The following is a 24,178-nucleotide window of genomic DNA, read 5'->3' on the forward strand; positions in this document are numbered from 1 at the left end:
TTATTTGGCTTGCAGGCTTTGGGCCAGATCAGCGGCGGCTGTTACGGCAGCCACCCGTGCATTTGCCGCAGCTTCCCAGCTGGACAAGGCATTCCGCGCCGTTTCGGGCAGTGCGGACAATTCGTTCAGCGCATCCTGCAGCTTGCCCGCAGCCACCGCGGCCTCGGCGCGCGACAGCACCGCATCCGGGGTGCCGCCCTCCTGCGGCGTCACAGAACGTGCCCCCAAGTGGCGGTTCACGTAGTCCAGCAAGCCGCCGCTGCCCTTGGTCTCCTCGCGTGCCGCGGCCAGCGCGTCGCGTGCTGCCGGGGCAAAGCTGTCGCGCAGCGCAGAGATCGTGGCTACGCCGCTTTCGGCCGGGCCGGACAGGGCCGCAGGCACCTCTACGCCAAGGGCGGTGAGTTCCTGAACGCTGGCAGCATAGCTGTTGCCGCTGTCCAGTGCGGACCGCAGCTGTGCCAGCTGGGTCTGGGCGCTGGCGATCCGCGCGGCTTCGGCACTGGCAACATCCATCGCCTGGGCCTCGGCCAGCATCTCTTCGACTTCTGAGCGCTGCGCAGCAAGGCTGTCCTGCAGCTTGGCCAGTTCGGTTTCAAATGCCGCAACGGCCTCGGGTGACGCCCCCTCCAGCGGCCGGGTTTCCAGGCCCGCCACCCGGTCGGCCAAGGCATCCAGATCCGCGCGCAGGCCCGCGTCAGGGGACTGAGCAGTCTTCAGGGGTTCAATCTCAGCCGCCAACGCGTCAATGCGGGAGGCCAGCGGTGCCAGATCAGGGGCCTGATTGGCCTCAACCTGCTGTTTCAAGTCTGCCAATGCCGCCTTCAGGTCCGACTGGCCGCTTTCCAGGGCTGCCAGCTCTTCGCTGTTTTCCTGCATCGACGGCGGCAGGATGCTGTCGAGCCAGCCGCCCTGGCCGGCCACAAAACCGATAACAGCTGCTACAGCACCGCCCAGCACGGCGGAGCCGAAGCCACCGCGCTTTTCCACCACCCGCTCGATTGCGCGGGGAGCCTCAGCCGCGGCAAGCGGTTCAACCGAAGCCTCTTCCCGCTCTGCAGCGGTGTCCTGGTCAAAGGGCGAAATCCCGGTCTCGGTCTCGGTCTCGGTCTCGGTCTCGGTCTCGGTCTCGGTCTCGGTCTCGGTCTCGGTCTCGGTCTCGGTCTCGGTCTCGGTCTCGGTCTCGGTCTCGGTCTCGGTCTCGGTCTCGGGAACCGCAGAGTCTACTTCGTCAGAGGTGTCAACAGGCTTGGCAGCGGATTCATCCGCCGCTCCGTGCCCGGAGGTCTCTGCTGCATCCTCGGCCGGCTTGGTTTCACCGGGGCCAGGCTCAATCACGTCTTCCGGATTTTTCTTGTCAGCCACGCCGGCCTCCCCCCTCGATTCCTGAAATACATTCGTGCGAACACGCTGGACCCTACTCTGCGCGCCCCTTGCCCTCAAGCCGGGACAGCTGCGCTGCGGCATCAAGGACAGCCGCTGCCATGGCCGGTGCATCCGGCGCCTTACTTACGCGCAACGCCTTGCAATTCAAGCCTTTCAGCGGTTCAGCAACGGCCTGGCTAAGCGCAATCAGATGCAAATGCGAGGCATCCCCGCACAGATTGGCAAAATGGCGCGCAGTCCTGGGTGAAAAAAGCGGCACGATCACATCAGTTTGCGCAGCAAGCGCGGCCTGCGCCTCAGCTGTCAGCGGCAGAAGCACCTGATCATACACGATTTGCTCGCCGCAGGGGAGGCCTGCCTCCGTCAGCCGCCGGGCAATGCTTCCACGGGTATGGGCACCGCGCAGATGCAGAAGCGGCGCGGCCGGGCGTTGCTGCAGCAGGGCTGCTGTCAGCTCCTCGGCGCATTGCCCCAAGGCCTCCGCCTGCCAGCCCAGTTCCGCGGCAGCCTGCGCGGTGCGTTCCCCGACGCAATAGGCAGGCAGCCGCGCTGTGGTTTCACGTGAAGCGGCTTCGGCACCGCTGGCCGAGGTGAAAATCACACCTTTCACACCCTGCAACGCGACCGGTGCCCGCGCTGGCCGGATCTCCATCAGCGGCGCATAGATCACCCGCAGCCCGGCCCGCCCCCCGGCAGGCAGGCCGTCCACAAAACTCTCTGCCGCTGCCAGCGGGCGTGTCATCAGCAAAGGCACCATCGCACGGCTCCCGGGATTGTTTGCAACCCGCTTCGGTGGTAGCCCCGGCGGCAGTTTGATGCAACGGTAAGGCCATGACAAAGACCCTGACAATTCTGGGGCTGGAGAGCAGCTGTGACGACACCGCTGCCGCCGTGGTGCGGCAGACTGAAGGCGCGCGGCCCGAGGTTCTGTCCTCGGTTGTCTTCGGCCAGACTGAGCTGCACAGCGCCTTTGGCGGCGTGGTGCCGGAGATTGCCGCCCGCGCCCACGCCGAGAAGCTGGACATCTGCGTCCGCGATGCGCTGTTGGAGGCCGGGCTGAGCCTGAAGGACATGGATGCGGTGGCCGTCACGGCCGGCCCGGGGCTGATCGGCGGGGTTATGTCAGGGGTGATGTGCGCCAAGGGGATTGCCGCTGCAACCGGCCTGCCGCTCGTCGGGGTGAACCACCTAGCAGGCCACGCGCTGACACCGCGGCTGACGGATGGGATCGCCTATCCCTACCTGATGCTACTGGTCTCTGGCGGCCACTGCCAGTACCTGCTGGTGCGCGGGCCGGAGGATTTCACCCGTTTGGGCGGAACTATTGACGACGCGCCGGGCGAGGCCTTTGACAAGACCGCCCGGCTGCTGGGGCTGCCGCAGCCGGGCGGGCCGTCAGTGCAGGCTGAAGCGGAACAGGGTGATCCCAAGCGCTTCCGCTTTCCCCGTCCCTTGCTGGACCGGCCGGACTGCAACCTGTCATTCTCGGGGCTGAAGACCGCGCTGATGCGGATGCGCGATCAGATCGTGACGGAAAAAGGCGGCCTCACCCGCCAGGACCGTGCCGACTTATGTGCAGGGTTTCAGGCTGCTGTGGTTGATACCTTGGCGGAAAAAACCCGCCGCGCCATCCGCCTGTACCTTCAAGAAGAACCGGCACAGCCAACGGTCGCTGTTGCCGGAGGTGTGGCAGCAAACACTGCCATTCGCACCGCGTTAGAGACTGTCTGCACCGAGGCCGGCGCCGCCTTTACCGCGCCGCCGCTGCGGTTGTGCACCGACAATGCCGCAATGATCGCCTATGCCGGGCTGGAGCGGTTCAAGACGGGTGCGCGCGACGGGCTGGACCTGACCGCCCGACCGCGCTGGCCGCTGGATCAAAGCAGCCCGGCGCTGATCGGGTCAGGCCGCAAGGGAGCCAAAGCATGAGCATTTCGGTACTGGGATCGGGCGCCTTTGGCACCGCCTTGGCGATTTCGCTGGCCGGCAACGGGCCGGTGACCCTGTGGGCCCGCAACCCGGTTAAGGCCCAGGCGATGCAGGACAGCCGCCGTAACGGGACCCGCCTGCCTGGTGTGGAGCTGCCAGGGAACCTTGCCATCACTGCGGATATCGCGGACGCCTGCCAATCCGAAGTTCTGCTTCTGGCGGTGCCGATGCAAACGCTCCGCGGTGTGCTGGAGCAGTACAGCGGACACCTCGCAGGAAAATCGCTCGTTGCATGCTGCAAGGGGATTGAGCTGGAGACCGGGCTAGGCCCGGTTGCCGTCATCCGTGAAGTTCTGCCGGATGCGCAGGCCGCACTGCTGACCGGGCCGAGCTTCGCTGCTGACATTGCCCGCGGACTGCCAACCGCGCTGACGCTGGCTTGCAGCGATGCGGAGCTGGGCAAGGAACTGCAGGAGCAGCTGACCACGGCCAATCTGCGCCTGTACCGCACGACGGACACCATAGGCGCGGAAATCGGCGGCGCCCTGAAAAACGTGATGGCAATTGCCTGCGGTGCCGTGATCGGCGCCGGGCTCGGTGACAGCGCCCGTGCTGCGCTGATGACCCGGGGTTATGCGGAGATGCAGCGGATGGCGCTGGCAAGCGGCGCCAAGGCGGAAACCCTGGCCGGGCTTTCGGGATTTGGCGACCTGGCGCTGACCTGCACCTCGGATCTCTCCCGCAATTACCGGCTGGGCCTGTCCATCGGCCGGGGCGAGGAATTCGATCCCAGCATCACCGTGGAAGGTGCCGCCACCGCGCGGGCCGTTGCGGAGCAGGCCCAGCAGAGGGGGCTGGATATGCCGGTCACGCTCACGGTAACCAATTTAGTAGATCAGCGCTTGACGATCAGCGAGGCAGCGGCACATTTGCTTAAAAGACCATTAAAAGAGGAATAAAATGCTCATCGCATTGATCGCCCGCGACAAACCCGGCCATTTGCAGACCCGGCTGGACAACCGTGACGCCCATCTGGCCTATATCAACGACACCGGCGCCGTGGCGCAGGCAGGCCCGCTGCTGGATCAGGATGGCAATATGGCCGGTTCCCTGGTTATCCTGGACGTCGAGGACATGGCAGCAGGCGAGGCATGGGCGGCAAACGATCCCTACAACAAGGCCGGCCTTTTTGAAGCTGTCGAACTGATCACCTGGAAAAAGGTCATTGGCTGATGCGTTACTGGCTGTTCAAATCCGAACCTTCCACCTGGAGCTGGGATAACCAGGCTGCCAAGGGTGCTGCGGGCGAGGAATGGGACGGCGTGCGCAACTACCAGGCGCGCAACTTCATGCGCGAAATGAAAATTGGCGACCGCGGCTTTTTCTATCATTCGCAGAAAGAGAAATCCGTGGTCGGCATCGTTGAGGTCTGCGCAGAGGTGCACCCGGACAGCACCACCGAGGACGACCGCTGGGAATGCGTCGACATCAAGGCAGTGCGCCCCTTTGCCAGGCCGGTAAGCCTGGACCAGATCAAAGCCGATCCGCGTCTGGAGGAAATGGTGCTTGTCAAGAACTCCCGCCTGTCGGTGCAGCCGGTGAGCGAAGCCGAATGGGCCGCCATCTGCGCGCTGGGGGAGACAGACCCTAGCTGATCTGCCACTCTGCTCTCAAGTGGCTGAAACCATTGAGGAGAGCATCGTGGAATTCCTGAGTGTGATTGTTGCGGCAGCGGCGGCGTTTGTGCTGGGTGCCGTCTACTACGGCGCGTTGGCCAAACCATGGGTCGAGGCTTCCGGCGTCGAGTGTGACGAAACCGGCAAGCCGGAGGGCGGGCAAAGCCCCATGATCTTTGCCATGGCATTTGTCCTTCAGCTGATCGTGGCCGGAATGATGCGCCATGTATTCAGCCTGTCAGGCATCGAAACCCTGGGCGCAGGGCTGGTCGGCGGCGCCGGCATCGGCCTGTTTTTCATCAGCCCCTGGATTGCGCTGAACAACATGTACGGGATGCGGCCGGTCAAGCTGACGCTGATTGATGGCGGCTATGCGACGCTGGCCTGCGCTGCGGCCGGTCTGGTGCTGACACTCTTCTGACTTCAAAGAGGCACTGAATTGAAAAAGGGAAGGACCTGAGGACAATCAGGACCTTCCCTTCCACCCCGCGTGCTCCACTATCCACCACACGCGTTTGAAAATCTGGTTCCTGGCCGTCCTGGCCGGTTACTTGTGTATATCTTCCGTCCGGCCGATTCCGCAAAGCAATAACCCTGACAATGCGAGTTAAATGGGAGGTACCCGCGAATGACCGCTCAGAATTTCAACCCGAAGCGGTAGCGAGGCGGAGATGTCTTTTAGTACCTGAAAGGGGCGTCCCGGTGTGAGAAGCTCCGGCGCGGAATACTCGCAGATAGCCGTTGGGAATAACTTGGTTTTTCACTGGCATCCGGGCCAGTTGCGCTCAGGAAGTAGCGGCCCGTACGCCCAGTGCATGATTGGGTATTAATCGCCAGCGGCAGGCAGCGACGGTGAATTGGTGGTTTCTGCTGTATCACTCATGCCGCACTGCTGCCTTTTCGGGAAACGGTCCTACATGGAAGACCGGAAACAGCGAAAATCAGGAGGGTTTCATGCAGAAGTTTCTCATTGAACGGGAGATTCCGAAGGTCGGCAGCATGAGCGGCGAAGAACTGGGCGGCGCAGCACGCACGTCCAACGAGGCATTGGCCAAGCTCGCGCCCCGGGTGCAATGGCAGCATTCCTATGTCGCCGGCGACAAGACCTTCTGCATTTACCTGGCCGATTCCGAAGAGGCGATACACGAGCACGCGAAGCTGAGCGGCTTCCCGGCCAACAAGATAACCAGGATCGAGACCGTGATTGACCCGTCCACCGGCAATTGACGGTATCGGGCACAAAAAAGGCGCCGCTGGATTGCTCCTACGGCGCCGATGTTTTCGAGGGGTATCCGCTTAGTAGCGGTAGTGCTCCGGCTTGAACGGGCCTTCGGGCTTGACGCCGATATAGGCGGCCTGCTCTGCGCTCAGCTGGGTCAGCTTGACGCCGATGCGGCCCAGATGCAGGCGGGCGACTTTCTCGTCCAGGTGCTTGGGCAGGATGTAGACGTCGTTTTCGTAATGGTCGCCGCGGGTCCACAGCTCGATCTGGGCCAGCACCTGGTTGGTGAAGGACGCCGACATCACGAAAGAAGGGTGGCCGGTGGCGTTGCCGAGGTTCAGCAGGCGGCCTTCGGACAGCAGAATGATGCGGTTGCCCGAGGGCATCTCGATCATGTCCACCTGGTCCTTGATGTTGGTCCATTTGTGGTTGCGCAGGCTGGCGACCTGAATCTCGTTGTCGAAGTGGCCGATGTTGCCGACAATCGCCATGTCCTTCATCTCGCGCATGTGCTCGATACGGATCACGTCCTTGTTGCCGGTGGTGGTGATGAAGATGTCAGCAGTGGCGACTTCATCTTCCAGCAGGGTGACTTCGAAACCATCCATGGCGGCCTGGAGAGCGCAGATCGGGTCAGCTTCGGTGACTTTCACCCGGGCGCCAGCGCCGCGCAGGGAGGCTGCGGAGCCTTTGCCCACGTCGCCATAACCACAGACCACGGCAACCTTGCCGGCCATCATGGTGTCGGTGGCGCGGCGGATGCCGTCGACCAGCGATTCCTTGCAGCCGTATTTGTTGTCGAACTTCGACTTGGTGACCGAGTCATTCACGTTGATCGCCGGGAACGGCAACTGGCCGTTCTTCTGCAGCTCATACAGGCGGTGGACGCCGGTGGTGGTTTCCTCGGAGACACCCAGGATCGCGTCGCGGGTCTTGGTGAACCAGCCGGGCGATGCTTCCATGCGCTTCATGATCTGCGCCTTGATGACCGCTTCTTCCTCGGACTGCGGCACCGGGATGATGTCCTCGCCGGCTTCGGCGCGGGCGCCCAGCAGCACATAGAGGGTGGCGTCGCCGCCATCGTCCAGGATCAGGTTCGCGCCTTCAGGGAACATGAAGGATTTGTCCAGGTAATCCCAATGCTCTTCCAGGGTCTGACCCTTGATTGCAAATACGGGAATGCCGGCTTCGGCAATTGCCGCGGCGGCGTGGTCCTGGGTCGAAAAGATGTTGCAGGAGGCCCAGCGCACATCGGCACCCAGCGCCACCAGCGTTTCGATCAGTACCGCGGTCTGAATAGTCATGTGCAGCGAGCCGACGATGCGCGCGCCTTTCAGCGGTTTGCTTTCGCCGTATTCCTCGCGCAGCGCCATCAGGCCCGGCATTTCGGTTTCGGCGATGTCCAGTTCCTTGCGGCCAAACCCGGCCAGCGCGATGTCCTTGACGATATAATCCCCGGCCATAGTCTGCTCCATTCCGGTTACGAGTACACTTGCAGCAGGGCCTAGCACTGCAATTGTTGATATTCAACGAAGATACCCGCAGCCGGAGCCGATGGCTCTGGCTTTTCGTCAAATGCCAGGCTGTAGGGGAAAGCCTGTCAGGCTGCCGGCATCAGCTCGGCGTGCCCGGATCCGGCTGTTTTTCAGTGATATGGAAAAAGGATGAACCGGTTGCGACAACACAGCTGATTCCGTTTGCATGTGTGACCAGAACCGTGAAGGTTCCGGTTTCATCCGACGACCAGACCTCGATCACGGTGGCCTCAGGCCTGGATTTCTGCAATCCGCCCGCGGTCAGGCGTTCCGAATATCCGCTTTCCAGCTTCTGCGTCAGAACTTCCCGGTCGCCGCAACTGGCTGCAAGAGCGGGCGGCGCCGTCGCTGCCATGCCGAACAACAGTGAAAGACCCAGTAAACGCTTGAACATGACAAACTCCTTTCCATTGCGTGCCACGTCAGGAAAAGGGGGTTTGCCGTAATGGGGGCAATGCCCCTTCTATACTTTAAATATTGGTGCGAAATGCGCCTTTTTCAAACTCACAGAGCATAAACTGCGCGTTCTCACCCGTGTTCGCGCAAACACTCCAAACACGGCAAGCATTGCCCGGCCCGGCCGCAGCAGGTAGTCAAAAGGTTGAGTGCAGCGACAGGAATCCCCTATGCCCGCCAAACCCGCCCGTGCCTGGCAGCGCATGTTGTCCGGCCGCCGCCTGGATCTGCTGGATCCGACACCGGTGGATATCGAGATTGAGGATGTCGCCCACGGGCTGGCCTTTGTGGCGCGCTGGAACGGCCAGACGATGGGGGATTTTGCCTATTCGGTGGCCGAGCATTCGCTGCTGGTCGAAGATATCTTTGCCCGGATGCAGCCCAAGGCGCCGGTCAAATGGCGGCTGGCCGCCCTGCTCCACGATGCGCCGGAATACGTGATCGGCGACATGATCTCGCCGGTCAAGGCGGCTGTGGGACCGGGCTATGGCGATCTGGACCAGCGGCTGACCTCCGCCATCCATCTGCGGTTCGGACTGCCCGCTGCGCTGCCGAAGACGGTGAAGGCGCAGATCAAGCGGGCGGACAAGGTCAGCGCCTGGATGGAGGCCGTGCAAATCGCCGGGTTTTCAAAGAAGGAAGCCAGCAAGTTCTTCGGCACCCCGAAACCGGAGATTGTCGAGGGGCTGGATATCGTGCTGCGGCCGCCGTTGGAGACCCGCATGGCGTTCCTGCGCCGCCATGCGGAACTGATGTCGCAAATCTGAGGATCAGCGCGGGCTGCGCTTGGCCAGTATCCGCTGCAGGGTGCGCCGGTGCATGTTCAGCCGCCGGGCGGTTTCCGAAACGTTGCGGTCGCAGAGCTCATAGATGCGCTGGATATGCTCCCAGCGCACCCGGTCGGCGCTCATCGGGTTTTCGGGAGGCGGCGGCAGCTCATCCCCGGTGGACAACAGCGCATTCATGATGTCGGTGGCATCGGCCGGCTTGGAGAGGTAATCCGTTGCGCCGATCTTGACCGCGGCAACCGCCGTGGCAATTGCGCCATAGCCGGTCAGCACTACCACCCGGCTGTCAGGGCGTTTCTCACGCAGCACTTCGACCACGTCCAGGCCGTTGCCGTCCTCAAGCCGCAGGTCGACGACCGCATAGGCCGGCGGCCGCGCCGTTGCGATGGCGCTGCCCGCGGCGACTGAGCCGGCGGTTTCCACCTCAAATCCGCGCTTCTCCATTGCCTTTGCCAGACGCCGCAGAAAAGGCTCGTCATCATCGACCAGCAGCAGTGTTTTGTCGGGTCCAATGTCCTGCAGAGCAGTTTCGGCCATGCCCGGTCCTCCGCGAAGTTCTTATCCGTTCACGCAAGAATATGTCCGGGCGAGGGGAAAGGTCAAACAGCTATCCTGGCTCAGATTTTTTCTATGAAACAGGCGGTTTTGTCAGCCAACTGCTCAGCGGTTTCATCACGGCGGAAGAACTCCACAAAACCCGCCTCCGGCAGCACCAGGTAGGAGAAGGTGGAATGGTCGACGAGGTAGTATTCCTCATCCCCTTCGTTCTTCTTGAAATAGGTCTTGTAGGCCTTGCTGGCCGCCTTCACTTGGTCCAGCGAGCCGGTCAGACCGATCATCTTTTCGTGCAGGTTTGCGGCAAAATCACCAACGGCCTCTGGTGTATCGCGGTCCGGGTCGATGGAAATGAACACCGGCGTAACGCTGTAGCCGCGCTCTGCCAGGACGTCGATAGCATCAGCGTTGCGGGCGGCATCCATCGGGCAGACATCCGGGCAGAATGTATAGCCGAAGTAGACAATCGACGGTTCGGTGATCACATCCTGGTCAGTGACCGTTTCCCCCTTGGCGTTGACCAGTTCAAACGGCCCGCCAATGGTATCAGCGCCGCCCGCGATCTGGCTGCTGCGGCACTGCGCGAATTTGTCACCCCCGCTGCCCCCGCGCGTCAGGAACCAGGCACCGCCCACAAGGGCAGCGACAAAAGCAGCGGCTAGGAGAGCATAAACGCGGGTCATGAGATCACACTTTTCGAATAGGAAGGGTTGTTGATCGTTTGCAGCGCCAGACCTATCAAGAAATACAGCCGATGCAACTGGCGCACGGCGTCACATTTGAGGGAGCACCGGTACCGAATGAGCGATCGCCTCTTCATGCTGCCGAGCAGCCACGATCACAGCCACTGGATCCGGTTGCGGACGCTGATTCTGCTTCGCTGGGTGGCAATTGCGGGGCAGATCACCGCAATTGCCGTAGCCCAGCACCGCTTCAACCTGCAGCTGGAACTGGGCCTGTGCTATTTGGCAATCGGCATTTCGGCCGCCGGCAACCTGATCGCAATCTTCGCCTTTCCGGAAAACAAGCGCCTAAGCGAGTTTGAAAACTTTCTCATGGTGCTCTTCGACCTGCTGCAGCTGGCCTTTCTGGTGTATCTGACCGGCGGCCTGAACAATCCCTTTGCCCTGCTTGTGCTGGGCCCCGTAACGATTTCTGCCGCGGTGATGGGGCTGCGCTCCACCCTGATCATCGGTGCAACCGCCATCATCCTGGTCACCCTGATGGCGGAGTTCCACCTGCCGCTGCGCACGGAGCAGGGTTTCATCCTGCGGATCCCGGATGTGTTCATCTTCGGCAACTGGATTGCCATCGTCATCGCCATCCTGTTTATCGGCGCCTACTCCTTCCGGGTCAGCAACGAAATGCGGCTGATGTCCGATGCGCTGAGCGCCACCCAGCTGGCCCTGTCGCGCGAGCAGAAGCTGACCGACCTCGGCGGCGTGGTGGCGGCGGCAGCGCATGAGCTGGGCACCCCGCTGGCCACCATCAAACTGACCAGCGCCGAGCTGATCGAGGAGCTGGACGACCGCCCGGACCTGCGCGAGGACGCTGCCCTGATCCGCGAACAGGCCGACCGCTGCCGCGATATCCTGCGCGGCATGGGCCGGGCCGGCAAAGACGACCTGCACCTGCGCCAGGCCCCATTCTCGACATTGGTGACAGAAGCGGCAGAGCCGCATATGCACCGCGGCAAAGCAGTCCTCTACCACGAGGAGCCGCTGGAAGGCGGTGATTTTCAGCAGCCCACGGTGCTGCGCAAGCCAGAAATCATTCACGGGCTGCGCAACCTGGTTCAGAATGCCGTCGATTTCTCGCAATCCACCGTCTGGATAGATGCGGCCTGGGACAACGACCGGATTATTCTGACGATCAGCGACGACGGCCAAGGATTTCCGCCGCATTTGCTGGGCCGCATAGGCGATCCCTTTGTGCGCCGCCGCCGGGGCGAAAGCGAGCGGAAGCAGCGCCCGGAATACGAGGGGATGGGGCTGGGCCTGTTCATCGCCAAGACCCTGTTGCAGCGCACCGGCGCCCAGCTGAGGTTTGCAAACGGCTCAGACCCCTATCAGACGCTCAGCAACAGCAACGGGCGCGGCGCCATCGTCGAAGTCGCCTGGCCGCGAAAGAAAATCGACGCCATGGAAGCAGGAGCCCCTGTTACCGGCAAAAATTTACCTTTAGAAATTTAACTATTCACTTTTGGGCAACCAATTAAACTTCATTTAACCATTTTTAGGGAACCATACGGGTGAAAAAGAGCTGAACTAGGCAGGAAAACATGCAGGATTTCGCTTCGATGGAATGGTTTGTGCTGGCAGCCCTTTGCGCGGCAACGGCTGCTGCGGCTGTCTGGTGGCTGTCGCCCGCCCCCCGCCGGCAGGGGCTGGAACACGACCTTCTGGCTGGCGATGGCCGCACCGATGCGGTGTTTCTGTTCGATGACAGCAGCCTGATCGGCTGGTCCTCCGGTGCCCGCAAGTTCATCGGTGACCAGGCGGAAAATTTCGATTGGAGCATGCTGCGCGACCAGCTGTCCCGCAGCTATCCCGGCCTGCCGCAGTCGCCAGGCTATTTGAAAGACGTGGGGCCGCTGGTGCTGTCAGGCACCGCCGCTGCCGAAAGCCGCGAGGCGCATTGCGAATGGATCGACGGGGTGACCCGCGTGCAGCTGCGCCGCAGCACCCTGGACGAGCAGAACAAATCCCTGGATCAGGAGCTGACCACCCTGCGGGCCGCTGTGCATCAGGCGCCCTACCCGGTCTGGCTGCAGTCGGAAGAGGGCAGCGTCACCTGGTCCAATCTTGCCTACGACAACCTCAACCACAAAATCCGGGGCCGCGGCGCCGATTTTGCGGACCCCTTGTTCACCGACCTCCACGACCCGATGACAAGCGGCAAGCCGGAACGGATCTATATTCCGCTGCCGGAAAGCAACAAGAAGCTGTGGTACAACGTTTCAACCACCGAAACGGAGGCCGGGTGGCTGTGCCATGCGGTCGACGTGAACGCTGTCGTCGATGCCGAGGTCGCCCAGCGCAACTTTGTCCAGACGCTGGCCAAGACCTTTGCCCAGCTGTCTATCGGCCTGGCAATTTTCGACCGCAACCGGCAGCTGGTTCTGTTCAACCCGGTGCTGATCGACCTCACCGCGCTGCCGGCAAATTTCCTCAGTTCGCGTCCGAACCTTCTTACTTTCTTTGACCGGCTGCGCGATCAGCGGATGATGCCGGAGCCGAAAAGCTATTCCAGCTGGCGCCACCAGATGGCCGACCTGCTGGAAGCCGCAGCCGAGGGCCGCTATCAGGAGACCTGGTCGCTGCCGTCGGGCTCTGTCTACAAGGTTTCGGGCCGACCGCACCCGGATGGCGCCATTGCCTTCCTGTTCGAGGACATTACCGCCGAAGTCACCCTCACCCGCCAGTTCCGCTCCGAGCTGGAGATGGGCCAGTCAATTCTGGATCAGATGGATGAGGGCATCGCGGTTTTCGCCAACGACGGCAGCATGACCTTCTCTAACAGCACCTATGACAGCCTCTGGCAAATGGATCCCAATGCGAGCTTTGCCAAAGTGTCGATCATGGACGCGAGCCGGGTTTGGCAGGACACCTGCGCACCGACCCCTGTCTGGGGCGAGATCCGCGACTTTGTGGCGGGATGCGATGGCCGCGAATCGTGGTGGTCGCACATCCAGCTTCGCGACGGCACCCGTATGGTCTGCAAGGTGACTGCGATCCAGAACGGCGCCACCATGGTCAGTTTCCGGGCGCCGCAAACTGCGGCTCTTCCGGCCGGCCAGGAGCGCTTCCCCGCTTCAAGCAAGAACTGAGCCGGGAAACCGGCTTGCAGCGGGCAGGCGGCGGCGCCATTGTACCGCCATGACGACAAAGACTGCGGCCTGCACGCTGAATTCACCTGAGGAAACGGCCCAGCTGGCCGCGCGGATCGCCGGAGCCCTGCGCCCCGGCGATTGCCTGTTGCTGGACGGTGTGATCGGCGCCGGAAAGACCCATTTCGCACGCCACCTGATCCAGTCTCTGATGGAAGAGCCAGAGGATGTGCCCTCGCCCACCTTTACGCTGGTGCAGACTTATGATGTTCCCGCCGGCGAGCTTTGGCACACCGACCTCTACCGGCTGTCCTCCCTGGATGAGCTGGAGGAACTGGGCCTGACCGAAGCCTTTGACAATGCAATCTGCCTGGTCGAATGGCCTGACCGGCTGCAGGAACTGACACCGCCGCACGCCTTGCATCTTACGCTGGCGCTGGACCCTGAACACGAAGACCGCCGCCATCTGACTCTCCGCTGGAGCGATGCAAAATGGCTGCCCCTGATGGAGCGCATCTGCGCATGACCGATCGCAATTCCCTGCGCGAAACCTTTCTCTCGGAAACGGCCTATGCCAGCTGGCAAAGCGCACCGCTGGCAGGCGATGCCTCCAACAGGCGCTATGAACGGCTGACCGGCTCAGCCGGTGAGACTGTCGTGCTGATGGACGCACCGCCGGAAAAGGGCGAGGACGTCCGCCCCTTCATCCGCATTGCCGAATACCTCCGTGCCCAGGGCCTCAGCGCCCCGGAGGTCCTGGCAAAAGATGTTGAGCATGGCTTTCTGCTGCTGGAGGATCTGGGTGACGATCTCTATGCGCGCGTCATTGAGCGGGAGCCGACGCTGGAAAGGGAACTATACGAAGCCGCAACAGACGCGCTGGTTGCCCTCCACCAGGCGCCGATGCCGGAACTGGCACCCTATGGCCCGCGGCTGATGGCGGAAATGGCCGGGCTTGCGTTGTCGAAATACCGCGATGGAATTCATGGCGGCCATGACCCGGAGCTGCAGTCACGGTTCGAGAACCAGTTCGAGGACATCCTGCGCGAAACGGTGAAGGGCGATCCGGTCCTGGTGCAGCGGGACTACCACGCTGAAAACCTGCTGTGGTTGCCGGACCGGGACGGTGTTGCCCGCGTAGGCCTTCTGGATTTCCAGGACGCACGCGCAGGCCACCCTGCCTATGATCTTGTTTCTCTCCTGCAAGACGCCCGCCGCGACGTGCCCGCCGGCATCGAGATGCAAATGATCAGCCGCTATATAACAGCTGCCGGCGCCGATGAATCCGGCTTCCGCACCGCCTATACCGTGCTGGGCGTACAGCGGAATCTGCGCATTCTGGGTGTCTTTGCCCGGCTCAGCCTCGACTACGGCAAACCGCACTATGTGGATCTGATCCCGCGGGTCTGGGACCATTTCATCCGCGGGCTGGACCACTCGGCACTGGCCCCGGTGGCAGGCCTTTTGCGTGACAGCCTGCCTGCCCCAACCCCGGAAAACCTGGACAAGCTGAGGCCCTGATGCAGCGCTCGCCCGAAGCCGTCATGCTGTTTGCCGCAGGCTTTGGCACCCGGATGCGGGAGCTGACCCGCGACATGCCAAAACCGATGATCGAAGTTGCCGGCCGGCCGCTGATTGCCCATGCTCTGGACTTGGCCAAAGCGGTCCGGCCAGCCCGGATTGCAGCCAACCTGCATTACAAGCCTGAGCCGCTAAAAGCCTTTTTAGAGCCTGAAAACGTGCGGATCAGCCATGAAGCGCCCCAGATTCTCGATACCGGCGGCGGGTTGCGCCATGCCCTGCCCCTGCTGGGCGGCGGCCCGGTTTTCACCATGAACACGGATGCCATCTGGAAAGGCCCGAACCCGCTGCAATTGGCGCAAGAGGCTTGGGACCCGGACCGTATGGATGCGCTTTTGGTCTGTGTGCCGCTTGCGTATGCCGCTGGCCGCACTGGACAGGGCGATTTCTCAGCCGATGCCGACGGCCGTATCAGCCGCGGCGGAAATCTGGTCTATGGCGGTGTGCAGATCCTGAAAACGGAGGGGCTGCACGAGGTAGAGGAGCAGGCATTCTCACTCAATGTCCTGTGGAACCGGATGGCTGCAGCCGGCAGGCTGTTTGCGCTGGAATATCCCGGCCGCTGGTGCGATGTGGGCCATCCCGAAGGGATCAAACTGGCCGAGGACCTGATAGCCGCAGATGATGTTTGAGCCATCCGCCAAACCGCGCGTCTTTGCCGTGCCCTGCGGTGTCGATTTCCCGCGTGCGCTGGTCGAGGGGCTGCGGGAGCGCTCCCGGAACCTGGCGCCGGAAGCGCTGGCCCGGGCTGAACTGATCGTCAACACCTCCCGCATGGCGCGGCGTATCCGCAGCCTGTTTGACGACGGCCCCGCAATGCTGTTGCCGCGGATGCTGATGCTGACCGATCTGGCGCATCGAGCTGCACTGGACGGGCTGCCGCCCGCCCTGCCCCCGCTGCGGCGCCGGCTGGAGCTGTCGCAGCTGATCGCCAAACTGCTGGATGCGCAGCCCGACCTCGCCTCCCGCGCGTCACTTTATGACCTTTCTGACAGCCTCGCGGCTCTGATCGACGAGATGCAGGGTGAAGGTGTCAGCACCGATGCCATCCGGGATCTGGACGTCTCGGACATGTCCGGCCATTGGGCGCGGGCGCAGGCCTTCATCGGTATCGCCGACGAGTTCACCGGCCTGCACGAAGGCGCAATGGATGCCCAGGCGCGGCAGCGGCAGGTGGTTCTGAACCTGATTGAGGAATGGCAGCAAAACCCGCCGCTGCACCCCGTCATTCTGGCCGGTTCCACCGGGTCCCGCGGCACCACCTTGATGCTGATGCAAGCCATTGCCCGTCTGCCGCAGGGCGCTGTGGTGCTGCCTGGTTTCGATTTCGATCAGCCGGACCACGTCTGGGGCAGTCTGGATGACCCGATGATCTCGGAAGACCATCCTCAGTACCGGTTCCACAAGCTGATGAAAGACCTGGAATTGGCCCCGCGCGATGTGCGGCCTTGGACCGATACCCCGCCGGTCTCTCCCGAACGCAACCGGCTGGTCTCGCTGGCATTGCGCCCGGCCCCGGTGACAGACGCCTGGATGAGCGAAGGCCCCAAGCTGACCGGTCTGGACAGCGCAACGGAAAACGTTTTGCTTGTCGAAGCTCCCAGCCCCCGTGCCGAGGCGCTCGCCATTGCGCTGCGCCTGCGCCAGGCGGCGGAGGACGGCCAGACCGCTGCGCTGATCACGCCCGACCGGATGCTGACACGTCAGGTCTCTGCCGCACTGGACCGCTGGGACATCCTGCCGGATGATTCCGCCGGCCAGCCGCTGCAGCTGTCGCCGCCTGGCCGGTTCCTGCGCCACGTGGCGGGGCTGTTCTGCAAGCCGCTGGCCTGCGACAGCCTGCTGACGCTGCTGAAGCACCCGCTGACCCATGACGGTGCGGACCGTGGCAACCACCTGCGCCAGACCCGCGAGCTGGAGCTGTCCCTGCGCCGCAACGGCCCACCCTTCCCCGATGCTGCGGCCTTTGCCGGCTTTGAGAAGGGCCGACAGCTGACACCGGGCTGGACCGGCTGGCTGAGCGCCTGTTTCGCGGATCAGGAGATCGCTGGCACCCTGCCCCTGACCGATTGGGTCGAACGGCTGCGTGATATGGCCGAGCGCATCGCTGCCGGCAGCCAGACGGACGGCGCCGGCACACTGTGGGACAAGAAGGCCGGCCAGGCCGCGCTCGCCTGCATCGAAAACCTGGAAACTGAGGCCCCCTATGGCGGCGAGATGACCGCCCGCGATTTCGCTGACCTGCTGGGCGCGCTGCTGAGCCAAGGCGAGGTGCGCGACCGCGATGCGCCATATGGCTCGATCATGATCTGGGGCACGCTGGAGGCCCGGGTGCAGGGCGCCGATCTGGTCATTCTGGGCGGCCTCAATGAAGGCAGCTGGCCGGAGGCCGCCAGTCCCGATCCCTGGCTGAACCGCCAGTTGCGCAATCAGGCAGGCCTGTTGCTGCCCGAACGCCGCATCGGGCTGTCGGCGCATGATTTCCAGCAGGCGATTGCGGCGCCAGAAGTCTGGCTGACCCGTGCTGAACGCTCGGAGGAAGCCGACACCGTACCGTCGCGCTGGCTGAACCGGCTGACCAACCTGCTGTCCGGCCTGCCGGATCAGGGCGGCCAGGATGCGCTGATGGCGATGCGTGCAAGGGGCCAGCAATGGCTCGGCTGGGCAGACGCGCTGGAGGAGCCCACGCCCATTCCACAGATGCCGCGCCCCTCGCCGCGACCGCCAGTTGCGGCCCGCCCGCGCCGCCTGACGATCACGGAAATCCCGCGGCTCATCCGTGACCCTTATGCAATCTACGCCAAGCATGTGCTGCGCCTAAAACCGCTTAACCCGCTGGTGCAGGAGCCCGACGCCCTGCTGCGCGGGATCGTGGTGCATGAGGTGTTCGAGCATTTCATCAAGGAAGCCCAGGCAGATCCGAGCCTGCTGACCGCCGGCCAGCTCATCGAAAAGACCCGTGAACTGCTGGAAACCCATGTGCCCTGGCCCGTTGCCCGCATCCTGTGGCACAGCCGCATCCGCAAGATTGCCGGAGACTTTGTCCTGGCGGAACAGGAGCGACAGGCCCGCGCCAAACCGGTTGCGTTTGAAGCCAAGGGCAGCGCCCGGCTGGATCCGCTGGACTTTACCATTGCTTGCCGCGCTGACCGGATCGACATGGATGAGCGCGGGTTCCTGCATCTTTATGACTACAAGACTGGCGCGCCGCCCAGCGAGTCCCAGCAGAAGAAGTTCGAAAAGCAACTGCTGATCGAAGCCGCCATGGCCAAAGAGGGCGCCTTTGACGATCTTGGCCCGGCTGAGGTTGCCCGCGCCCTGTTCATTGGGCTGGGCAGCAGCATGAAAGAGGTGCGCGCTCCTCTGGAGGAAGAACCGCCCGCCAAGGTCTGGGACGAGCTGCGCACCTTGATCGGCGCCTATTTCGAGCCTGAACAAGGCTATTCGAGCCGCCGCATGGTGCACCGGGATGACATCGCCGGCGATTACGACCACCTGGCACGCTACGGCGAATGGGACCGCAGCGCTGAACCGCAACCGGAGGATCTGGCATGACCATCCGCGACGCCGCCTCCGAGGCGCAGTTCCGCGCCGCCCGCCCTGATGCCTCCACCTGGCTGGCGGCCAATGCGGGCTCCGGCAAGACCAAGGTGCTGACCGACCGGGTGGCGCGGCTGCTGTTGAAGGGCGTTCAGCCGCAGCACATTCTATGCCTCACCTATACCAAGGCCGCCGCCAGCGAGATGCAGAACCGGCTGTTCAAGCGGCTCGGTGAATGGGCGATGCTGGAAGACCCGGCGCTTATCGCAGCGCTGACCGAATTGGGTGAAGTCAACACTGCGGCTGAGGATCTGGCCAAGGCCCGCACCCTGTTTGCCCGCGCGATCGAGACGCCGGGTGGGTTGAAGATCCAAACCATCCATTCCTTCTGTTCCTCGCTGCTGCGCCGCTTTCCGCTGGAGGCCGGCGTCAGCCCGCAGTTTTCCGAGATGGACGACCGCGCAGGCCAGCTGCTGCGGGCGGAAATCATGGAGGATTTTGCTCAAGGAGCTGACGCCCTGCTGGTCGATGCGCTGGCGCGCCATGTCAGCGACAGTGACTTCGAGACTCTGACCTCCGCGATCTGCCAGCGCCGCGCCGATTTCGGCGAGCCGCTGGACTGGGACGGGCTGTTGGACCTTTTTGAACTGCCCGCGGGATTCGACGAAACAGCGCTGGAATCCCTGGTGTTCCTGGGCGGCGAGGAAGAGCTGCTGCAACGCACCCGTGAAATGCTGGGGCACGGCGGTTCGACCGATCAGAAGGCAGGGGTGAAGCTTAGTGGTATCACCAAACCAACGCTCACGGATCTGAGCACGCTCGAAAGTGTTTTCCTGACCGGGGCCAGCGCCAAAGAGCCATTCACCGCCAAAGTGGGCAAGTTCCCGACCAAGAAATTGCGCGAAGCGCATCTGTCGCTGATGAATCAGCTGGAACCGCTTATGCTGCGGGTCGAGGATACCCGCGCGAAACGTCTGGCGCTGAGTGCCGCACGCAAGAGCCACGATCTGCACCGCTTCTCCGCCGCCTTCTTGCCGGAGTATGAGCGCCGCAAACAGCTGCGCGGCTGGCTCGACTTTGATGACCTGATCCTGAAGGCGCGCCAACTGCTGAACGATCCGGGCGTGGCCGCCTGGGTGCTGTACCGTCTGGACGGCGGCATCGACCACATTCTGGTGGACGAGGCACAGGACACCAGCCCGGTGCAATGGGACGTGATCGAGAAGCTGGCACAGGAATTCACCGCGGGCGAGGGCGCGCGCTCGGATGTGGAGCGCACCATCTTTGTCGTCGGTGACAAGAAGCAGTCGATCTATTCTTTTCAGGGCGCTGACCCGGATGCGTTTGACCGGATGCAGCAGGAGTTCGGCAACCGGCTGGCGGAAACCGGGGCAGGGCTGCAGGATGCCTCGCTCGATTTCTCCTTCCGCTCTTCTGCTGCAATCCTGAAGCTGGTCGACCTGGTGTTCAAGGACAGCCCCCGCGCCGGTTTCCGCAAGGACGCACTGCACCGGGCTTTCAAGTCGGACCTGCCGGGCCGGGTAGACCTGTGGCCGGTGGTCGAAAAGGTGGAGGATGACGAGGATCCCGACTGGACCAGCCCCGTCGACCGCCCCAGCAGCCGCCATCATACGGTGATCCTGGCCGAAAGGATTGCGGCGTCGATCAAGCAGATGATTGAGACCGGCGTTACCATCCCCGAGGACGGCGCCGAACGCGGCACCTTTCAGCGCCGTCCGGTGCAGGCCGGCGACTTCCTAATCCTGGTGCAGCGCCGGTCCGATCTGTTTTCGGAAATCATCCGCGCTTGCAAGAAGGCGGAACTGCCCATCGCCGGCGCTGACCGGCTAAAGGTCGGCGCGGAACTGGCGGTCAAGGACATTGCCGCGCTGCTGCGGTTCCTGGCGCTGCCGGAAGACTCCCTGTCGCTGGCGGAAGCGCTGAAATCGCCGCTTTTCGGCTGGACGGAGCAGGCTCTGTTCGATCTCGCGCACCGGCGGGAGGCCATGTACCTGTGGCCGGCGCTGCGCGACCGGGCAGGGGAGTTCCCGGAAACCATGGCGGTGCTGGATGACCTGCGCGCCAATGCGGATTTCCTGCGCCCGTTTGACCTGATCGAACGCATCCTGACCCGCCACGGCGGCCGCCAGAAGCTGCTGGGCCGGCTGGGGCCCGAGGCAGAGGATGGAATCAACGCGTTGTTGTCGCAGGCGCTGGCTTATGAGCGCACCGACGTGCCCAGCCTCACCGGGTTTCTGGTCTGGATGCAGACTGACGATCTGGAAATCAAACGCCAGATGGGCGCCGCCGGCAACATGATCCGGGTGATGTCGGTGCATGGGTCCAAGGGGCTGGAGGCGCCGATCGTGATCCTGCCGGACACCGCCAAACGCCAGGCCCCGCGGGACGCGGAGATCATGCTGGCCGAGGGCACCCCGGTCTGGAAACTGCCCAAGGACCAGATGCCTGCCGCCATGCTGGCGGCCCGTGAAGCTGCCCAGGAAAAGCTGCAGAATGAACGCCTGCGGCTGCTGTATGTGGCTCTAACACGGGCAGAAAAGTGGCTGATTGTCGCTGCCGCCGGCGACGCGGGCGAGCAGGGCGACAGCTGGTACCGCATGACAGAGCGCGCCATGCGCGAGGGCGGCGCAGTGGAGCTTGACTGTCCTGGCGGGGCAGGATTGCGCCTGCAGCACGGGAACTGGGACCGGCTGCCTTTGATCGAAAAACCGGTCGAGGAAGCCGTGAAACACTGCTTGCCAGAGGTCTTCTCCCGCGCGGCCAAAGCCTATGAGGCGCCGGCGCCGGCGCTCAGCCCCTCTGACCTGGGCGGAGCCAAGGCTTTGCCAGGTGATCTGGGCCTGGACGAGGATGCCGCCAAGGCCCGCGGCAGCCGGCTGCACCTGCTGCTGGAGCACCTACCGGGCCGGCCTGAAACCCACTGGCCGCAGCTAGCCGGCAGCCTTCTGCAGGACGCTGAGGATACTGCGGAACTGCTCGCCGAGGCGTCCGGTGTTCTGCAAAACGCCGGCTTGTCCCATATTTTCGCCCCGGAAACTTTGGCTGAAGTCACTGTAACCGCGGACCTGCACGGGACCCGCCTGCATGGCATCATCGACCGCCTGATTGTCACACCGGACAGGGTTTTGGCCGTCGATTTCAAATCAAATGCCACCGTGCCTGTAACACCCGGGCAATGCCCCGAAGGGCTGCTGCGCCAGATGGGCGCCTATGCCCATGCGCTGGCGCAGATCTACCCCGGCCGCACCGTCGAAACCGCGCTTCTTTGGACCCGAACGGCCACGCTGATGCCGCTGCCGCACGAACTTGTGACAGCCGCGCTGATGCGGCGTCTGGAACCTTGACGATCCGTTAAGCCGTACATAGGTTCCGACTCCAGTTGCCACACACTCATGGAGACATGCATATGTCCACCGTAGCCGTCACCGACGCCACTTTTGACGCCGAAGTCAAGAACTCCGATATCCCCGTTGTGGTGGATTTCTGGGCCGAGTGGTGCGGTCCCTGCAAACAGATCGGCCCGGCTCTGGAAGAGCTGGCCGCGGAATTCGGCGGCAAGGTGAAAATCGCCAAGGTCGACGTTGACAGCAACCCGAACTCCGCTGCCGCCATGGGCGTGCGCGGCATCCCGGCGCTGTTTATCTTCAAGGACGGCCAGGTGATCTCCAACCGCGCCGGCGCCGCCCCCAAGGCCGCGCTGCAGAGCTGGATCGAAGAGTCGATCTAAGCCGGATCCAAACGGATTTCCAAGGGCTGTCCCCGCCGGGACAGCCCTTTTTTGTACCTGCGCACTGGTTCAGCCGGCGGCCTGAAACTGGCTCTTTCCTTTGGTGCCGCGGACTGCAACGGTCCGGGCTGGAACAATTTCAGGAGGCAGCATGGCCAAGACAAGGGTTCTCGTGGAATTCGGCATGGGCACGTCGCTGAGGCGCGAAGACTATACCGAAGCCGCCCGCCGGGCGATCAAAGACGCGCTGTGGCATAACTCCGTCAATATGGCGGAACTGTTCGATTTCCGTAAGGAAGACATGATCATCGATGCCGAGATCGGCGTACAGAAACCGGAGGCGGTGGACACAGAGGCGTTGCTGGAAATCTTCCCCTACGGCCAGCCCAATATCCGTGTTGTGGAAGGCGGGCTGGACGTCGGGAAACCAAACGGCGGGCGCACCGTGATCGCCAATGCAGCCGTGATCGTGTCGTTTGACCTGGAGGCGGCGGAATGAGCGAAAAACGCATCATCCTAGAAATGGGCACCGGCAACGACCTCTATGGCCAGGATTACACCAAGGCAGCCCGCCGCGCGGTGCAGGACGCGCTGCACCATTCTTCGATCACCCTGTTTGCCCAGCTTGGGATCGATCACAGCGAAATGCGGGTGGAGGTGACCATCGGCGTGCAGCAGCCGGAGATGGTGGATTGCGATCTGGTGGCGCAGGATTTGCCGCGGGGCAGGGCCAGCGTGCGCGCCGTCAAGGGCGGGCTGGGTGTGGAGGATGCAGACGCCGGCAGCCGCCACGTGGTGGCAACCGCTGCGATCGAGGCCTGGCTGCCGGATCAGGCTGGAAAATACAAAATCACCGCCCCAAAATGAACAAAGCCGCCCATGTCAGGGCGGCTCATTCTAAGTCTTCGACCATTTCAGTCTCAGATCTTGGCGATGTCGGCGCGGCTCAGGCCGATGTCGTCCAGCTGCGCATCAGTCAGCTGTGCCAGTGCCTTGCGGGTCTCACGGGCTTCGTACCACTCCACGATGGAGGTTTTCACGCTGGTCATGGCGTCGACCACACGGAGAACGGTGACTGCTCCGAGCGGCGCATGAATGTTTGCGGTCGTCATTTGCGCATATCCTTCTGAGAAACAGCCGACCCTGTGCCGGTTGTAAGCCCCATGTAGGATGCGCAGCTGAGTCCCGCAATTGCCGGTTCAACAGCCCCGCCTTGCGCTTTCTGCATAGCAGCAAAAAGCCTTGCAGCCGGTGCAGCACGCGGGATCCGGCCCTGTCCCTTGTGCCGGCGTGGGGATGGTTCCATATAGGGGGCAACTTAACGGAGGCATTTATGGCAGACGATCAATTCCCCGGCTGGCACGGCACCACCATCATCGGTGTCAAGAAGGACGGCCAGGTGGTCATCGCCGGCGACGGCCAGGTATCGCTGGGGCAGACAGTGATCAAGGGAACCGCCCGCAAGGTGCGCCGCCTGTCGCCGGGCGGCTTTGACGTGGTGGCGGGCTTTGCCGGCTCGACCGCAGATGCGTTCACCCTGCTGGAACGGCTGGAAGCCAAGCTGGAAGCCACCCCCGGGCAATTGGCCCGCGCCAGTGTTGAACTGGCCAAGGACTGGCGCACCGACAAATACCTGCAGAAGCTGGAGGCGATGCTGATTGTGACCGACGGCACCGACATGTTCGTGATCACCGGCGCCGGCGACGTGCTGGAGCCTGAGCATGATGTTGCTGCCATCGGTTCCGGCGGCAATTTTGCGCTGGCTGCCGCCCGAGGCATGATGGACAGCGATAGATCCGCCGAAACCGTGGCCCGGGATGCCATGGCCATCGCCGCCGATATCTGCGTCTACACCAATGGAAACCTGACCGTCGAAACTATCGGCGGCTAAGAGTTTCCCTCAAGATTCTTAGCAAAACTTTTTCTAAAAAGTTTT

General features: G+C 63.0%; 25 protein-coding genes. 18 read left to right on the top strand and 7 right to left on the bottom strand.

Going from position 1 to position 24,178, the window contains the following annotated elements; genetic code table 11:
• Both KUW17_RS05980 and KUW17_RS05985 read right to left on the bottom strand, forming a co-directional pair.
• Nucleotides 1-1,362: a COG4223 family protein gene (locus KUW17_RS05980; RefSeq protein ID WP_222476788.1), complete on the bottom strand. Its 1,362-nt coding sequence runs from the start codon at nt 1,360-1,362 to the stop codon at nt 1-3.
• Between the two features lie 52 nt (nt 1,363-1,414).
• Entirely contained in the window at nt 1,415-2,125 is a 711-nt protein-coding gene (locus tag KUW17_RS05985) for a uroporphyrinogen-III synthase (protein ID WP_315899388.1), read from the bottom strand.
• A gap of 89 nt (nt 2,126-2,214) precedes the next feature.
• Here KUW17_RS05985 and tsaD point away from each other — a divergent pair, with 89 nt between their 5' ends.
• The 6 genes from tsaD (at nt 2,215) to KUW17_RS06015 (ending at nt 6,215) form a co-directional block, all read left to right on the top strand.
• Entirely contained in the window at nt 2,215-3,312 is a 1,098-nt protein-coding gene (gene tsaD / locus KUW17_RS05990) for a tRNA (adenosine(37)-N6)-threonylcarbamoyltransferase complex transferase subunit TsaD (protein ID WP_222476792.1), read from the top strand.
• Nucleotides 3,309-4,271, top strand: a complete 963-nt coding sequence (locus KUW17_RS05995) for an NAD(P)H-dependent glycerol-3-phosphate dehydrogenase (RefSeq protein ID WP_222476794.1) — start codon at nt 3,309-3,311, stop codon at nt 4,269-4,271. Before tsaD ends, KUW17_RS05995 begins: the two co-directional genes overlap by 4 nt.
• A gap of 1 nt (nt 4,272) precedes the next feature.
• Nucleotides 4,273-4,545, top strand: a complete 273-nt coding sequence (locus tag KUW17_RS06000) for a YciI family protein (RefSeq protein ID WP_019295350.1) — start codon at nt 4,273-4,275, stop codon at nt 4,543-4,545.
• Nucleotides 4,545-4,967: an EVE domain-containing protein gene (locus tag KUW17_RS06005; RefSeq protein ID WP_222476798.1), complete on the top strand. Its 423-nt coding sequence runs from the start codon at nt 4,545-4,547 to the stop codon at nt 4,965-4,967. Before KUW17_RS06000 ends, KUW17_RS06005 begins: the two co-directional genes overlap by 1 nt.
• A gap of 46 nt (nt 4,968-5,013) precedes the next feature.
• Nucleotides 5,014-5,409 carry a DUF1761 domain-containing protein gene (locus KUW17_RS06010; RefSeq protein ID WP_222477538.1) on the top strand — a complete coding sequence of 132 codons (396 nt, stop codon included), beginning with the start codon at nt 5,014-5,016 and terminating at the stop codon, nt 5,407-5,409.
• A 533-nt stretch (nt 5,410-5,942) separates the two neighbouring features.
• Complete coding sequence (locus KUW17_RS06015) at nt 5,943-6,215, top strand: DUF4242 domain-containing protein (protein WP_222476800.1); 273 nt, start codon at nt 5,943-5,945, stop codon at nt 6,213-6,215.
• Nucleotides 6,216-6,284: 69 nt separating this feature from the next.
• Here the strand turns inward: KUW17_RS06015 and ahcY are convergent, their stop codons facing one another.
• Entirely contained in the window at nt 6,285-7,673 is a 1,389-nt protein-coding gene (gene ahcY / locus KUW17_RS06020) for an adenosylhomocysteinase (protein ID WP_222476801.1), read from the bottom strand.
• Between the two features lie 151 nt (nt 7,674-7,824).
• Nucleotides 7,825-8,139: a hypothetical protein gene (locus tag KUW17_RS06025; protein WP_222476802.1), complete on the bottom strand. Its 315-nt coding sequence runs from the start codon at nt 8,137-8,139 to the stop codon at nt 7,825-7,827.
• Between the two features lie 232 nt (nt 8,140-8,371).
• Between KUW17_RS06025 and KUW17_RS06030 the strand changes: the two genes are divergently transcribed.
• The gene (locus KUW17_RS06030) at nt 8,372-8,968 is read left to right on the top strand and encodes an HD domain-containing protein (protein ID WP_222476804.1); all 597 of its coding nucleotides are present in this window, start codon (nt 8,372-8,374) and stop codon (nt 8,966-8,968) included.
• 3 nt (nt 8,969-8,971) lie between these two features.
• Here KUW17_RS06030 and KUW17_RS06035 read toward each other — a convergent pair whose 3' ends face one another.
• Nucleotides 8,972-9,526, bottom strand: coding sequence for an ActR/PrrA/RegA family redox response regulator transcription factor (locus KUW17_RS06035; RefSeq protein WP_222476806.1), 555 nt, complete (start codon nt 9,524-9,526; stop codon nt 8,972-8,974).
• 80 nt (nt 9,527-9,606) lie between these two features.
• The gene (locus KUW17_RS06040) at nt 9,607-10,227 is read right to left on the bottom strand and encodes an SCO family protein (protein WP_222476807.1); all 621 of its coding nucleotides are present in this window, start codon (nt 10,225-10,227) and stop codon (nt 9,607-9,609) included.
• A gap of 117 nt (nt 10,228-10,344) precedes the next feature.
• Here KUW17_RS06040 and regB point away from each other — a divergent pair, with 117 nt between their 5' ends.
• The 10 genes from regB to KUW17_RS06090 all read left to right on the top strand — a co-directional run bounded on the left by regB (nt 10,345) and on the right by KUW17_RS06090 (nt 23,109).
• Entirely contained in the window at nt 10,345-11,736 is a 1,392-nt protein-coding gene (gene regB, locus KUW17_RS06045) for a sensor histidine kinase RegB (RefSeq protein ID WP_222476809.1), read from the top strand.
• An 89-nt stretch (nt 11,737-11,825) separates the two neighbouring features.
• Nucleotides 11,826-13,373 carry a PAS-domain containing protein gene (locus KUW17_RS06050; RefSeq protein ID WP_222476811.1) on the top strand — a complete coding sequence of 516 codons (1,548 nt, stop codon included), beginning with the start codon at nt 11,826-11,828 and terminating at the stop codon, nt 13,371-13,373.
• Between the two features lie 49 nt (nt 13,374-13,422).
• On the top strand, nt 13,423-13,899 hold the full coding sequence (gene tsaE / locus KUW17_RS06055) for a tRNA (adenosine(37)-N6)-threonylcarbamoyltransferase complex ATPase subunit type 1 TsaE (protein WP_222476812.1): 477 nt from the start codon (nt 13,423-13,425) through the stop codon (nt 13,897-13,899).
• Entirely contained in the window at nt 13,896-14,894 is a 999-nt protein-coding gene (locus tag KUW17_RS06060) for an aminoglycoside phosphotransferase family protein (RefSeq protein WP_222476813.1), read from the top strand. Before tsaE ends, KUW17_RS06060 begins: the two co-directional genes overlap by 4 nt.
• Nucleotides 14,894-15,586 carry a nucleotidyltransferase family protein gene (locus tag KUW17_RS06065; RefSeq protein ID WP_261397028.1) on the top strand — a complete coding sequence of 231 codons (693 nt, stop codon included), beginning with the start codon at nt 14,894-14,896 and terminating at the stop codon, nt 15,584-15,586. The genes KUW17_RS06060 and KUW17_RS06065 overlap by 1 nt, the downstream gene beginning before the upstream one ends.
• Nucleotides 15,576-18,509 (top strand): double-strand break repair protein AddB, encoded by a 2,934-nt coding sequence (addB, locus tag KUW17_RS06070; RefSeq protein WP_222476814.1) that lies wholly within the window; start codon nt 15,576-15,578, stop codon nt 18,507-18,509. Before KUW17_RS06065 ends, addB begins: the two co-directional genes overlap by 11 nt.
• A complete protein-coding gene (gene addA / locus KUW17_RS06075) occupies nt 18,506-21,859 on the top strand; it encodes a double-strand break repair helicase AddA (protein WP_222476815.1) in 3,354 nt (1,117 codons plus the stop codon). The genes addB and addA overlap by 4 nt, the downstream gene beginning before the upstream one ends.
• Before the next feature lie 62 nt (nt 21,860-21,921).
• Entirely contained in the window at nt 21,922-22,242 is a 321-nt protein-coding gene (trxA, locus tag KUW17_RS06080; protein ID WP_019295334.1) for a thioredoxin, read from the top strand.
• Nucleotides 22,243-22,393: 151 nt separating this feature from the next.
• Entirely contained in the window at nt 22,394-22,741 is a 348-nt protein-coding gene (locus KUW17_RS06085; protein WP_222476819.1) for a Lin0512 family protein, read from the top strand.
• On the top strand, nt 22,738-23,109 hold the full coding sequence (locus KUW17_RS06090; protein WP_222476825.1) for a Lin0512 family protein: 372 nt from the start codon (nt 22,738-22,740) through the stop codon (nt 23,107-23,109). Before KUW17_RS06085 ends, KUW17_RS06090 begins: the two co-directional genes overlap by 4 nt.
• Before the next feature lie 53 nt (nt 23,110-23,162).
• On the opposite strand, the gene KUW17_RS06095 is transcribed toward KUW17_RS06090, so the two are convergent.
• Complete coding sequence (locus KUW17_RS06095; protein ID WP_222476826.1) at nt 23,163-23,354, bottom strand: DUF1127 domain-containing protein; 192 nt, start codon at nt 23,352-23,354, stop codon at nt 23,163-23,165.
• A 221-nt stretch (nt 23,355-23,575) separates the two neighbouring features.
• Between KUW17_RS06095 and hslV the strand changes: the two genes are divergently transcribed.
• Nucleotides 23,576-24,133: an ATP-dependent protease subunit HslV gene (gene hslV, locus KUW17_RS06100; protein ID WP_222476830.1), complete on the top strand. Its 558-nt coding sequence runs from the start codon at nt 23,576-23,578 to the stop codon at nt 24,131-24,133.
• Nucleotides 24,134-24,178 lie beyond the last annotated feature (45 nt).

It is taken from the genome of Leisingera aquaemixtae (genome assembly GCF_019801145.1).
In the GTDB taxonomy this organism is placed as follows: domain Bacteria; phylum Pseudomonadota; class Alphaproteobacteria; order Rhodobacterales; family Rhodobacteraceae; genus Leisingera; species Leisingera aquaemixtae_A.

Coding starts and splice junctions, on each gene's coding strand:
- KUW17_RS06085 (WP_222476819.1), top strand. CDS start 22,394: ATGGCCAAGACAAGGGTTCTCGTGGAATTCGGCATGGGCACGTCGCTG.
- tsaE (WP_222476812.1), top strand. CDS start 13,423: ATGACGACAAAGACTGCGGCCTGCACGCTGAATTCACCTGAGGAAACG.
- KUW17_RS06095 (WP_222476826.1), bottom strand. CDS start 23,354: ATGACGACCGCAAACATTCATGCGCCGCTCGGAGCAGTCACCGTTCTC.
- KUW17_RS06000 (WP_019295350.1), top strand. CDS start 4,273: ATGCTCATCGCATTGATCGCCCGCGACAAACCCGGCCATTTGCAGACC.
- trxA (WP_019295334.1), top strand. CDS start 21,922: ATGTCCACCGTAGCCGTCACCGACGCCACTTTTGACGCCGAAGTCAAG.
- KUW17_RS06005 (WP_222476798.1), top strand. CDS start 4,545: ATGCGTTACTGGCTGTTCAAATCCGAACCTTCCACCTGGAGCTGGGAT.
- KUW17_RS06050 (WP_222476811.1), top strand. CDS start 11,826: ATGCAGGATTTCGCTTCGATGGAATGGTTTGTGCTGGCAGCCCTTTGC.
- regB (WP_222476809.1), top strand. CDS start 10,345: ATGAGCGATCGCCTCTTCATGCTGCCGAGCAGCCACGATCACAGCCAC.
- tsaD (WP_222476792.1), top strand. CDS start 2,215: ATGACAAAGACCCTGACAATTCTGGGGCTGGAGAGCAGCTGTGACGAC.
- addA (WP_222476815.1), top strand. CDS start 18,506: ATGACCATCCGCGACGCCGCCTCCGAGGCGCAGTTCCGCGCCGCCCGC.
- ahcY (WP_222476801.1), bottom strand. CDS start 7,673: ATGGCCGGGGATTATATCGTCAAGGACATCGCGCTGGCCGGGTTTGGC.
- KUW17_RS05995 (WP_222476794.1), top strand. CDS start 3,309: ATGAGCATTTCGGTACTGGGATCGGGCGCCTTTGGCACCGCCTTGGCG.
- hslV (WP_222476830.1), top strand. CDS start 23,576: ATGGCAGACGATCAATTCCCCGGCTGGCACGGCACCACCATCATCGGT.
- KUW17_RS06065 (WP_261397028.1), top strand. CDS start 14,894: ATGCAGCGCTCGCCCGAAGCCGTCATGCTGTTTGCCGCAGGCTTTGGC.
- addB (WP_222476814.1), top strand. CDS start 15,576: ATGATGTTTGAGCCATCCGCCAAACCGCGCGTCTTTGCCGTGCCCTGC.
- KUW17_RS06060 (WP_222476813.1), top strand. CDS start 13,896: ATGACCGATCGCAATTCCCTGCGCGAAACCTTTCTCTCGGAAACGGCC.
- KUW17_RS06030 (WP_222476804.1), top strand. CDS start 8,372: ATGCCCGCCAAACCCGCCCGTGCCTGGCAGCGCATGTTGTCCGGCCGC.
- KUW17_RS06035 (WP_222476806.1), bottom strand. CDS start 9,526: ATGGCCGAAACTGCTCTGCAGGACATTGGACCCGACAAAACACTGCTG.
- KUW17_RS06040 (WP_222476807.1), bottom strand. CDS start 10,227: ATGACCCGCGTTTATGCTCTCCTAGCCGCTGCTTTTGTCGCTGCCCTT.
- KUW17_RS05985 (WP_315899388.1), bottom strand. CDS start 2,125: ATGACACGCCCGCTGGCAGCGGCAGAGAGTTTTGTGGACGGCCTGCCT.
- KUW17_RS06090 (WP_222476825.1), top strand. CDS start 22,738: ATGAGCGAAAAACGCATCATCCTAGAAATGGGCACCGGCAACGACCTC.
- KUW17_RS06025 (WP_222476802.1), bottom strand. CDS start 8,139: ATGTTCAAGCGTTTACTGGGTCTTTCACTGTTGTTCGGCATGGCAGCG.
- KUW17_RS06015 (WP_222476800.1), top strand. CDS start 5,943: ATGCAGAAGTTTCTCATTGAACGGGAGATTCCGAAGGTCGGCAGCATG.